Genomic DNA, 11,205 nt, shown 5'->3' with positions numbered 1-11,205 from the left:
CAAGAGACGGAGGTGTCGCCCCCATGAAGTTCAATCACGTCGCGCAGCGGGTCGATGCGCGTTACTTCGACATCGTCGTCGAGATGTTCCTCGAACGGCTCGGCTTCATCGAGCTGCGCCGGACAGAGCGGGCCATCTGGATGCGCCAGCCGGGCAGCAACGTCGATCTTCAGTTCAACCGGAGCGACTGCACCCATCGCGACACCGACAAGCGCTCCTCGCAGGTCTCGTTCCTGAGCGGCACGCCGCGGGCGGACCTGGAGGAACTGGCCGCCTGGACGGCGACCCGGGGCCTGCCGGCACAGGTCGGCAGCTATTCCGACCGGGAGTTCTTCCTGGACGCGCCGGAGGCCTTCGTCGACTTCGTGATCGAGGCGATGCTGCCGGAACTGGCCGACTACGGCATCGACGTCTGACAGACAGGCAGCCCGCAATGACGGGGCAGGCAGCCGCCTGCCCCTTTCCTGTTCACTCCGCCCAGTGCGCCGCGGAGCGCTTCTTCACCATCTCGCGGAACTGGTTGGTCGAGTTGACTGCCAGTTCGCCCGTGCTCCAGTCCAGGATCACGCCGTAGCGGCGCACCAGGTCCAATTGGTCGACCTTGCCATCGCGGTAGAGCTGCGCCACCGCCTCCGGCTCCTCCTCCAGCCAGCCTTTCCGTTGGGTGCGGATCTCCGCCCGGAGCTTCTCCGTGGCATCGGCATCGACCTCGTAGAGCGCCCGGTCCTTGTCGACCGTGCGGATCACCACGCCGTAATCCTTGGCCGCTCGCTCGATCGACACGTAGTCATCGGCTACGTCCTCCACGACCAGCGCCGGATCACGGGTGAGCGGATCGCCGAACCCGCCGCCGCCCGAGGTCGGGCGGGTGAACATGTCGCCCTGGCGGATCGGCACATCGGAGAAGATGGTGCCGAGCCACTCCTTGTCGCCATCCTTGCCGCCGCGGTGCAGCGCCAGGCCGTGCGGCATCGCCGGGAGTCCGCCTTCAATACCCCACACGACCGCACGCTCGCGATCGCAGATATAGGAGATCACCACGTTGTCGGCCTCGCCCAGCGTGCTGGTCTTGCGCAGGCCGACACCGCCCCGCCATTTGCCGGGACCAGCGGAATCGGTGACCATCTCCATCTCGTGGCAGAGAATCGGGCTGGTGCGCTCCTGGCCTTCCACCGGCTGGGCCATCAGGCCGGTGCCGAAGCAGGCGGTGGTGACGTTGGATCCGTCCTTGCCGTTGCGCCCGCCCCAGCCTCCGGGCAGCCAGTCATAGAACATGAAGATGTTTTTGGCGTCATGGCGGCGGTCGCTGCCACCGGTCAGCAGGTATTCCAGATTGAACGCGCAGGCGATCGCCCGCTCCGGCATGATCTTCGACCAGATCTCGTAGATCGAGTTCATGATCTTCTCGAACGGCATCAGGAACCCGGTGACCGCGATCGGCCACTTCGCGTTCACGATCGTGTCCTCGGGCGCCACGATCTTGATCGGCCGGTAGAAGCCCGAGTTCAGCGGCAGGTCGGGGAAAAAGGTCTTCATGCCCGCTACGACCGCCGAGAACGTCGTGCCGAAGGCCGAGTTGTAGAGCGTGCCGATGCAGGCGTGCGAGCCGGAGAAGTCGTAGATGACCTCGTCGCCCTTGATGGTGAGCTTCACCCGGATCGGGATCATGCCCTCGCCGCCGGCGGGGTCCCGGTCGATGTAGTCGACCGTTTCCCAGGTGCCGTCCGGCAGCGCCGCGATGCGCTGGCGGGTTGCCCGCTCCACGTAGTTCTGCACTTCGCGGAAGCCTTCCAGCACGGTGTCCTTGCCGTACTTGTCGACGAGGCGAAGGATTTCCCGCTCGGCCACCCGGGTGGCCTCGGCCTGCGCCTGCATGTCGCCGATCACCGAGGCCGGATCACGGGTATTGTTGGCGATCATGTGGGCGACGTCGTGGCAGAACCGGCCGCCGTCGAAGATCCGCACCGGGGTGATCCGCAGCCCTTCGCGGAACATGTCCCTGGCCGACACATCGAAGGAGCCGGGCACGCTGCCGCCCACGTCCGACCAGTGGCCGTTCGACTGGCTGAACGCGATTACCTCGTCGCCGACAAAGATGGGGCGGATCACCCGGACGTCGGAGAAGTGAGTGCCGCCGGCATAGGGGTCGTTGACCATGTAGACGTCGCCGGGCTTCATCTCGTCCTTGAAGACCCGGATCGCGTCTTTCGCCGTCAGGTGCAGCGTCCCGACATGGACCGCGATATCGAAATTGCCCTGGGCGACCGAATCTCCGTTGGCGTCGTGCAGCGCGCTGGAGAAGTCGCGGTTGAAGATCACGAACGAGTAGCAGGTGCGCAGCACCTGTTCGCCCATCTGGTCGACCGCGGTGATGTAGGCGTTCTTGAGCACCTCGAAGGTGACGGGATGGAGAGAGCCGAACTCGCTCATGATCAGGCCTCCGAGATCTTCAGGATGAGGTTCAGCCACTTGTCGACATGCGCGGTCACGCCCGGTGGCACCACCGTGGTCGAATCGAGCTGGTCGATGATGGCCGGGCCGGGGATGTCGGCGCCGGCCGGCAGGTTGGGCCGCCAGTAGATTGGGGTGTCCACCGGCTGCTCGGTCTCGTCGAAATCGACCGGGCGGCGAGTTCGCGGCTCCGGCAGCGGCTTGCCCAGCTCGTGCTCGGCAAGGTCGGCTTTCGGCGTGGTGCCGACTGCCACTAGGTTCAGGCGGAACAGCCCGACCGGCGCCCCGTCCCGGCGGAAATTATACTCGCGCTCGTGCAGATCGTGGAACGCCGCCACCGCCGCCTCGATCGAGGTGATCGGCGAGGGAACCGGCACGCTCAGCGAGCGCCACTGTCCCTGGTACATCATGTCGATCGAGCGGGTCAGGCTCATCCCGTCCGCCGGCACGCCATCCCTGGCGAGGCGGTCACGGGCCTGATCCTCCAGTTCCGCGAAGCGCGCCTCGACATCCGCCGCATCCGCGCTGGAGGCCGATGCCAGGTAGCTGAGCGCCAGGTCGTGGCGGATGTCGACCAGGAGGCAGCCTAGCGCCGAGGTCACCCCCGGGTTGGGCGGCACGATCACGGTCGGGATCGAAAGTTCCTTGGCCAGCGCCACACCCTGCAGGGCACCGGCCCCGCCGAATGCCACCAGGGCGAAGTCGCGCGGGTCGTAGCCACGGCTGATCGAGATCAGCCGGACCGCATCGGCCATGTTGGCGTTGGCCACGCTGAGGATCGCCTTGGCCGCCTCGTTGGTGGAGAGCTTCAAAGGCTGCGCCACGCCGGTCTCGACGCTCCTGACTGCGAGATCACGTTCCAGGTGGATCTCGCCACCGGCGAGGTCGGTTCCGAGGCGGCCGAGGGTCACGTTGGCGTCGGTATTGGTCGGGACCTGGTTGCCGTTGCCGTAGCAGCAGGGGCCGGGATTGGCGCCGGCCGACTGCGGGCCGTTGTGCAGACCGCCCGCGGCGTCGATCCAGGCGAGCGAGCCGCCCCCAGCGCCGATCGTCAGTACCTCGATGGAAGGAAAGCGGATCGGGTAGCCGAACTGGATGTGCCAGTCCTTGGTGACCCGGCTCACCCCGTCATGGACCAGCGACACGTCGGCGCTGGTGCCGCCCATGTCGACGCCGATCGAGTTCTGGTAGCCGCACAGCATGGCGATGTGCCGGCTGGCGATCGCACCCGCGGCGATGCCTGAGCCGGCCAGCCTTCCAGCAAAATCCTTGGCCGTCTTGGCGGTCATCACGCCGCCGCCCGAGTGCAGCAGGAGAAGGTCGCTCTTCAGGCCGCCCTCCGCGAGCCGGTCGCTCAGGCGGCCGATATAGTCGCCCGCGACCGGCCGCAGGATCGCGTTGACCACCGTGGTGGAGAAGCGCTCGTGCTCGAAGATCTCCGGCAGGACCTCGGACGAGGTCGAGATAGCGACGCCCGGCAGCTCCTCCTCGAAGATCTCCTTCGCACGCTGTTCGTGACTTGGATTGATGAACGCGTTGATGAAGCAGACCGCTACAGCGGACACTCCGCGCGCGCAGAGGACCCTTGCCACCTCGCGGGTGGCATCCTCGTCGAGCGGCGTGACGACCTTGCCATCCGAATCGATCCGCTCCGGCACAGTGAGACGGTCGCGGCGCCGGATGTAGGGCGGAGCGACGTCCTTGTAGACGTCCCAGAGGTCTTCCTTGTTGGCACGACGGATTTCCAGCACGTCCCGGAAGCCCGCGGTGCACACCATCGCCGCAGGTGGCAGGCGGCGGGTGATCAGTGCGTTGGTGGCGACCGTGGTGCCATGGGAAAACAGGACCACGTCGGCCAAGTCGATGCCGGCATCGCCGATCCCCTTGAGGACGCCGTCGATCGGGTCGGGGGTCGACGCCGTCTTGAAGACGCGCAGCGTCCGGGTGGCCTCATCCAGGATGCAGATATCGGTGAACGTCCCCCCGATATCCACGGCGACCCTCAAGCCCTGACCTGTCATCGCTTAATCCTTCTTCTGTGTCATTGCCCGGCCAGCTGAGGGCAACGTTCATGCCACGGCCTGTCCGGCGACCGCTCGGCTGGGATGGTGTGCATCGTGATCACACATTCATCAACCCGCTCTATCCGTACGCCGATTTCCGCTCCATTCTTCCCGCCAAGGACATCGCGCAACGATGCAGCACGGTCCGGCACGGACCGTGCATGACAGAGGGGCCAATGATGGGTGGAGGCGGGCTTTGACCTACCGCAGCAAGATCGACATCAATTGCGACATGGGAGAAGCGTTCGGCGCCTGGCGATTGGGCGAGACCGACGACGCCACCCTCTACCCGCTGATCACCAGCGCCAACGTGGCTGCCGGCTTCCACGCCGGCGACCCGAACCACATCGACCGGTCGGTGCAGCTGGCCAAGCAGCACGGCGTAGGCCTGGGCTCCCATCCGGGCTACGGCGACCTCCAGGGCTTCGGCCGGCGCACGATCAAGGCGCCTCCGGCCGAGCTGATCAACGACGTGATCTACCAGATGGGCGCCGTGCGTGAGTTCGCGCGGCGCCATGGCGTGCCGGTGCAGCACGTCAAGCTGCACGGCGCGCTGGCGGTGGACTCGGCGGTCGACGAGGCGCTGTCCGAGGCGTTCATCGACATGCTGCGCACGGTCGACCCTGATCTTCCCGCCTACGGCATGCACGCAGCAGTGACCTGCCGGATCGCCCAGGAAAAGGGCCAGCCCTACGTGCGCGAGTTCTATGCCGATCGCGGCTACGACCGCTCCGGACGGATCGTGTTCGCCCGCCAGGTCGCTCGGCCGGACCCGCAGGCGCTTGCCGCCCGTGTGGTCCGGGCTTGTCAGGAAGGCGTTGTCGAGACCGTGGACGGCGAGACGATCGAGCTTCCGTTCGAATCGATCTGCTTCCATTCCGACACCCCGGGTTCGCTCGACATCATCAAGGCGATCCGCAAGGCACTGGACGATGCCGGGATCCGGGTCGTCCCGCTGCCTGAGGTGCTGGCCGCTTCCTGACCATCAGAAAGAAGAAGAACATGGCTCCCAAGCAGATCCTCTCGCCGCTGCCCGGCACCTTCTACCGCAAGCCCTCCCCCGACGAGCCGCCCTTCAAGGAGGTCGGCGATCAGGTCGCGGTGGGCGACGTGGTAGGGATCGTCGAGGTGATGAAGAGCTTCAACCAGGTCGTCGCCGAGGAAGCCGGCACCATCACGGCGTTCCTGGCCGAGGACGAGGATGCGGTCATGCCCGGCCAGCCCCTCGTCGAGCTTGGCAGCTGAACGGCGATGAGCTTCGATTCGATCCTGATCGCCAACCGTGGCGAAATCGCGCTGCGCATCAACCGGGCCGCCAAGAGCCTGGGCCTGAAGGTGATCCAGGCCTACAGCAAGGCGGATGCGGATTCTCTGCCGGTGCGGCTGGCAGACGAGGCCGTGGAGATCGGCCCGCCGCAGGCATCCAAGTCCTATCTGGCGATCCCCAACATCATCGAGGCGGCAAAGGCCACCGGTGCCGGCGCCGTCCATCCCGGCTACGGGTTCCTCGCCGAGAATGCGGCGTTCGCCCAGGCCGTCGAAGCGGAAGGCATCGCCTTCGTCGGCCCCACCCCCGACACCATCGCGATGATGGGCGACAAGGTGAAGGCGCGCAGGGCCGCGGCCATGGCGGGCGTGCCGGTGGTGCCGGGCAGCGAGGGCAGGATCGAGGGGCTGGAGGAGGCGCGCGCCGCGGCCGCCGCGATCGGCTTCCCGCTGCTGATCAAGGCATCGGCGGGCGGCGGCGGACGCGGCATCCGGATCGTGCGCGAGGATGCCGACTTCGTGCAGCAGCTCTCCACCGCCCAGGGCGAGGCCAAGGCTGCCTTCGGCGACGGTGGCGTCTATCTGGAAGCGTTCATCGAGAAGGCACGTCACGTCGAGGTGCAGATCTTGGGCGATGGCAAGGACGCGATCCATGCCTTCGAACGGGAATGTTCCCTGCAGCGTCGTCGGCAGAAGGTCTGGGAAGAGGCACCCTCACCGTCCCTGGATCCGGCGACCCGGGCGGAACTCTGCGAGTCGGCGGTGCGGCTTGCCCGCCACGTCGGATATCGCGGCGCAGGCACGCTTGAATATCTGTACGACGAGCAGCGGCGCGCCTTCTACTTCATCGAGATGAACACCCGCATCCAGGTCGAGCATCCGGTCAGCGAGATGGTGACCGGTCTCGATCTGGTGGCGCTGATGATCGAGATCGCCCAGGGAAAGCCGCTGCCGATCACCCAGGCGGAGGTCAAGCTCAGCGGCCATGCGATCGAGTGCCGGATCAATGCCGAGGATCCGGCCCGCAACTTCATGCCCGCCCCAGGGCTGATCAGCAGTCTTGTCGTGCCTGGCGGAGAGGGCGTGCGGTTCGATAGCCATCTGTTCGAAGGCTACATGGTGCCGCCGTTCTACGACTCGCTGCTGGGCAAGCTGATCGTCCATGGCGCCAGCCGCGACGAGGCGCTGGCACGCATCGAAGCGGCCCTGTCCGGGCTGGAGGTTCAGGGCGTGCCTACCACCCGGCCGCTGCACCAGGCGCTCGTCCGTGACCCGGACGTGCGGGCCGGACGGTTCGATACCAACTTCCTCGAGCACTGGCTCGAGACCCATGCGGCGACGCTCGGCGCACAACCAGGGAGCAAGTGAGGAATGGCCACACGCTATTCGTTCGGTGGCGACGAGCACATCTTCGTCGAGGTCGAGGAGGAGATGTCGCTCGATGCCTTCTTCAAGAGCCTGTCGATCACGACCGCCGTGCGCGAGAGCCGGATCAAGGGCGTTACCGAGATCTGTCCGGCCAACGCCTCCTTCCAGGTGAAGTTTGACCCGGATGTGATCAAGCCGGCCGACATGCTGGCCGAGATCAAGAAACTCGAAGAGCAGGCCACGCATGGCGCTGCCGAGATCGATACCCGGATCGTCGAGCTGCCCGTCTTCTACGAGGATCCCTGGACCTACGAGACCCAGATGCGCTTCCGCGAGCGCCACCAGGACCCGTCCTCGACCGACATCGCCTATACCGCCAGGATTAACGGCTACGCCTCGACGGCAGACTTCATCGCCGCCCATGCCGGCGCACCATGGTTTGTTTCCATGGTCGGCTTCGTCTCGGGCCTGCCGTTCCTCTACCAGATGGTGGAGCGCGACAAGCAGATCGAATCGCCGAAATATCTGCGCCCACGGACCGATACGCCCAAGCTGACGGTCGGGCATGGCGGCTGCTTCGGCGCGATCTACTCGGTGCGGGGTGCTGGCGGGTATCAGATGTTCGGCATCACCCCGATGCCGATCTACGACCCCAGGCAGGAGACCCCTTACCTCAGGGAGTTCATGGTCTTCTTCAAGCCGGGCGACATCGTGAAGTACAAGCCGATCGACCGAGAGGCCTACGACACGGCGCTGGCCGAGGTGGAGGACCATCGGTTCTTCCCGATCGTGCGGGAGACGCGCTTCGCCCTGGAGGAGTTCAAGGCCGATCCAGGCACCTACACCAAGAAGATGGAGGGCCTGCTCCATGGCGTTTGAGGTCAAGAAACCCGGGCTCGCCACCACCGTCCAGGATCTGGGGCGGCCGGGCTATTACCATCTGGGCATCCCGCTGTCGGGGGCCATGGACCAGGAGGCGCTGATCGCTGCCAACCTGATCGTCGGCAATGACGAGGGTGCTGCGGGACTCGAGCTCGTGTTCATGGGCCCGGAACTTGTCTTCCAGGACGACGCGGTGATCGCGGTGACCGGCGCCGAGTTGCCGCCCAAGCTCGATGGCCAAGCCCAGCCGACCTGGACCGCCATCAAGGTCAAGGCCGGCCAGACACTCAGCTTCGACTTCCTGCGGCAGGGAGCGCGGGCCTATCTGGCAGTGGCCGGCGGCATCGACGTGCCGGTCGTCCTGGGCAGTCGCTCGACCTACGCGCTGGGCGCTCTTGGCGGGCACCAGGGCCGCAAGCTCGCTGCAGGTGATGTCCTGGACGTGGGCGCTCCCCAGCGCAGCGTGGCAGAGGGACACGCCCTCGATCCGGCCTTGCGCCGCGGAGTGGCGGAGCCCGCCATGATCCGGATGCTGCCTGGGCTCTACTGGCACCGGATCACCGAGGCCGCCGGCAAGCAGTTCTTCGCCGACACCTGGAAGGTGGCGCCCGAGGCGGACCGTATCGGCTACCGCTTCAAGGGTGGCGCAACACTGGAGTTCGTGCCGCGCGAGCCGCCCTTCGGGGCCGGCTCCGACCCATCGAACATCGTGGATGCCTGCTATCCCTATGGCTCCATCCAGGTGCCGGGCGGCACCGAACCCATCGTCTTGCACCGCGACGCGGTGTCCGGCGGCGGCTACTTCATGCTGGGCACGGTGATTTCGGCCGACATGGACCAGATCGCCCAGCTCCAGCCGCACAAAGCCGTCCGCTTCGTCGAGGTGGGCATGGAGGAAGCCCTGGACGCACGCGCCGAGCGCCGCAGGAACATCGAGGCCATCAAGGCAGCGCTCACCTAGTCGATCATCCCCTGCGACAGTCCTCAGGCCGGCGAACGTCGCCGAAGGCAGGCGTCCGCCGGCCTGAAGACACGCAGGGGATACGGCTGGATCCAGCCCCGGCCATCGGGGTCGCGCAGAGGCAAGCACGGGATTGTCATGGCATACCGCATCTCCGTCGATACCGGCGGCACCTTCACTGACGTGGTCGTTGCCGATGCCGACGGCGCCATGACGGTCGGCAAGGCCCTGACCACCCACGAGCGCATCTTCGAGGGCATGAACGAGGCGATCGGCAACGCTGCGGAACAGCTTGGCACCGAGCGCGACCGCCTGCTCGCCGCGACGGAACTCCTGATCTACGGCACCACTCGCGCCACCAACGCGATCGTCACCAAGCGGGTCGCCAAGACCGCGTTCCTGACCACCCAGGGCTTTCCCGACGTCCTGCTCCTGAAGGAAGGCGGCAAGTTCAATCCCCACGACTTCAGCAAGGACTTCCCCGAGCCCTATATCCCGCGCAGCCATACCTTCGAGATCCCGGAGCGGATGAGTTCGGAAGGGACGGTTTCAGTTCCCTTGGACGAGGCCAGCGCGAGGGCCACGCTGGAGAAGATCAGGGCGCGTGGCTTCGAGGCGATCGCGGTCTGCCTTCTATGGTCGATCGCCAATCCCGCCCACGAGCGGCGCATCGGCGAGTTGATCGCCGAGATCCTGCCGGACGTGCCGGCCACCCTGTCCCATCAGCTGATCCCGGTGGTGCGCGAGTATCGCCGGGCCTCGGCGACCGCGATCGACGCGTCGCTCAAGCCCTTGATGCAGGCGCACCTCAAGGGCCTGGAGCGCGACCTGCGTGCTGCCGGCTACCTGGGCGAGATCCTGATCAGCACGACGGCCGGTGGCTGCGGCCATATCGATGCGGCCACCGAGAAGCCGATCTACACGGTTGGTTCCGGCCCGGCGATGGCACCGCTGGCCGGGCTGGTGTTCTCGCGCCAGGAAGACCTCGGCGACAACGTCATCGTCTGCGACACGGGCGGGACGACCTTCGACGTGGGCCTGATCCGCGATGGCCGCCTGACTTTCAGCCGCGATACGTGGCTGGGCCCGATGTACACCGGCGACCTGCTCGGCATCGCCGCGGTCGACATGCGTTCCATCGGCGCCGGAGGCGGCTCGATTGCCTGGATCGACGAAGGCGGGCTGATGCGGGTCGGTCCGCAGTCGGCGGGCTCCATGCCTGGTCCCGCCTGCTACGGCCGGGGCGGCACCCTGCCGACGGTCTCCGATGCCGCCACGGTCCTGGGCTATTTCGATCCGCACAACTTCCTGGGCGGCCGGATGCGCCTGGACGTGGAAGCCGCCCGGAGAGCGGTCGCGAGCGTGGCTGAACGGATCGGGCTGTCCCTTGAGGAGGCGGCCTACCGGATCGTCAGCCTTGCCAGCGACCTGATGATGCGCGCAGTCGGCGACATCACCATCAACGAAGGTGTGAGCCCCCGCGAGAGCACGATCGTGGCAGGCGGCGGTGCCGCAGGCCTCAACATCATGAAGATAGCCGAGGAACTGGGCTGCCGGCGCGTCGTCCTGCCCAAGGTCGCCTCGGCGCTGTCCGCCGCCGGCATGCAGCATGCCGACATCGTGGCCGAGGAGGCGGCGAGCCTGGTCACGCTCTCCACCAGCTTCGATATCGAGAGCATCAATGCGATGCTGGATGGGCTTGCGGCGAAGCTCGAGGCGTTCCGGACCGGGCTTGCCGGCAGCAACGACCACTGGACGGTCGAGTGCATCGCCGAAGCTCGCTACCTCTCGCAGGTCTGGGAACTCGACACGCCTCTGCCCAAGCGTCGCTTCGACGGGCCGGAAGACGTCGCGGCCCTGGTCGAGAGCTTCCATCAGGTCCACGAGCGGGTCTTTGCGGTGAGGGACATATCCTCGCCGGTCGAGATCGTGAACTGGCGAATGCGGCTGGTCGTGCATCTCGCCACTCCGCCGGTCGTCTCTCCCGAAATGACAGAAAAGCCCGCGGGTACTTCGCGCGAGCATCGCAACTGCTACTTCGGCGGTGCCGAGCCGGTGCACACCGGCATCTTCCGCTCCGAGGACCTGGAGCCCGGCCAGCTCATCCTGGGGCCCGCCATCGTCGAAGAGCCGACCACCACCCTGGTCATCTATCCGGGCATGTCGGCGGTGGTCAGCGGTGCTGGCAACTATCTGCTCCACGTCGCTTGAGGA

The 11,205-nt window shown here is 66.4% G+C and carries 9 protein-coding genes; 7 read left to right on the top strand and 2 right to left on the bottom strand.

Annotation, left to right across the window (positions count from 1 at the left end):
• The first annotated feature begins 23 nt into the window (after window positions 1-23).
• Window positions 24-416 carry a hypothetical protein gene (locus tag GEMRO_RS0111675; RefSeq protein WP_027134130.1) on the top strand — a complete coding sequence of 131 codons (393 nt, stop codon included), beginning with the start codon at window positions 24-26 and terminating at the stop codon, window positions 414-416.
• A gap of 52 nt (window positions 417-468) precedes the next feature.
• Here GEMRO_RS0111675 and GEMRO_RS0111670 read toward each other — a convergent pair whose 3' ends face one another.
• Together GEMRO_RS0111670 and GEMRO_RS0111665 are read right to left on the bottom strand one after the other, a co-directional pair.
• Window positions 469-2,430: a hydantoinase B/oxoprolinase family protein gene (locus GEMRO_RS0111670; protein ID WP_027134129.1), complete on the bottom strand. Its 1,962-nt coding sequence runs from the start codon at window positions 2,428-2,430 to the stop codon at window positions 469-471.
• Between the two features lie 2 nt (window positions 2,431-2,432).
• Window positions 2,433-4,472, bottom strand: coding sequence for a hydantoinase/oxoprolinase family protein (locus GEMRO_RS0111665; RefSeq protein ID WP_027134128.1), 2,040 nt, complete (start codon window positions 4,470-4,472; stop codon window positions 2,433-2,435).
• A gap of 238 nt (window positions 4,473-4,710) precedes the next feature.
• On the opposite strand from GEMRO_RS0111665, the gene GEMRO_RS0111660 reads away from it, so the two are divergent.
• The 6 genes from GEMRO_RS0111660 (at window position 4,711) to GEMRO_RS0111635 (ending at window position 11,202) form a co-directional block, all read left to right on the top strand.
• Window positions 4,711-5,496, top strand: coding sequence for a 5-oxoprolinase subunit PxpA (locus GEMRO_RS0111660; RefSeq protein ID WP_027134127.1), 786 nt, complete (start codon window positions 4,711-4,713; stop codon window positions 5,494-5,496).
• A gap of 20 nt (window positions 5,497-5,516) precedes the next feature.
• Window positions 5,517-5,759 (top strand): acetyl-CoA carboxylase, encoded by a 243-nt coding sequence (locus tag GEMRO_RS0111655; RefSeq protein WP_027134126.1) that lies wholly within the window; start codon window positions 5,517-5,519, stop codon window positions 5,757-5,759.
• 6 nt (window positions 5,760-5,765) lie between these two features.
• Window positions 5,766-7,148 (top strand): acetyl-CoA carboxylase biotin carboxylase subunit, encoded by a 1,383-nt coding sequence (locus GEMRO_RS0111650; RefSeq protein ID WP_027134125.1) that lies wholly within the window; start codon window positions 5,766-5,768, stop codon window positions 7,146-7,148.
• Window positions 7,149-7,151: 3 nt separating this feature from the next.
• Entirely contained in the window at window positions 7,152-8,027 is an 876-nt protein-coding gene (locus GEMRO_RS0111645) for a 5-oxoprolinase subunit B family protein (RefSeq protein WP_027134124.1), read from the top strand.
• The gene (locus GEMRO_RS0111640) at window positions 8,017-8,991 is read left to right on the top strand and encodes a 5-oxoprolinase subunit C family protein (RefSeq protein WP_027134123.1); all 975 of its coding nucleotides are present in this window, start codon (window positions 8,017-8,019) and stop codon (window positions 8,989-8,991) included. Before GEMRO_RS0111645 ends, GEMRO_RS0111640 begins: the two co-directional genes overlap by 11 nt.
• Window positions 8,992-9,129: 138 nt before the next feature.
• Complete coding sequence (locus GEMRO_RS0111635) at window positions 9,130-11,202, top strand: hydantoinase/oxoprolinase family protein (RefSeq protein ID WP_027134122.1); 2,073 nt, start codon at window positions 9,130-9,132, stop codon at window positions 11,200-11,202.
• The last annotated feature ends 3 nt before the right edge of the window (window positions 11,203-11,205 follow it).

Origin of the sequence: Geminicoccus roseus DSM 18922 (assembly GCF_000427665.1) — a bacterium.
Lineage (GTDB): Bacteria > Pseudomonadota > Alphaproteobacteria > Geminicoccales > Geminicoccaceae > Geminicoccus > Geminicoccus roseus.
This window is presented reverse-complemented; position numbering and strand designations above follow the sequence as displayed.

Coding starts and splice junctions, on each gene's coding strand:
- GEMRO_RS0111645 (WP_027134124.1), top strand. CDS start 7,152: ATGGCCACACGCTATTCGTTCGGTGGCGACGAGCACATCTTCGTCGAG.
- GEMRO_RS0111635 (WP_027134122.1), top strand. CDS start 9,130: ATGGCATACCGCATCTCCGTCGATACCGGCGGCACCTTCACTGACGTG.
- GEMRO_RS0111675 (WP_027134130.1), top strand. CDS start 24: ATGAAGTTCAATCACGTCGCGCAGCGGGTCGATGCGCGTTACTTCGAC.
- GEMRO_RS0111665 (WP_027134128.1), bottom strand. CDS start 4,472: ATGACAGGTCAGGGCTTGAGGGTCGCCGTGGATATCGGGGGGACGTTC.
- GEMRO_RS0111650 (WP_027134125.1), top strand. CDS start 5,766: ATGAGCTTCGATTCGATCCTGATCGCCAACCGTGGCGAAATCGCGCTG.
- GEMRO_RS0111640 (WP_027134123.1), top strand. CDS start 8,017: ATGGCGTTTGAGGTCAAGAAACCCGGGCTCGCCACCACCGTCCAGGAT.
- GEMRO_RS0111655 (WP_027134126.1), top strand. CDS start 5,517: ATGGCTCCCAAGCAGATCCTCTCGCCGCTGCCCGGCACCTTCTACCGC.
- GEMRO_RS0111670 (WP_027134129.1), bottom strand. CDS start 2,430: ATGAGCGAGTTCGGCTCTCTCCATCCCGTCACCTTCGAGGTGCTCAAG.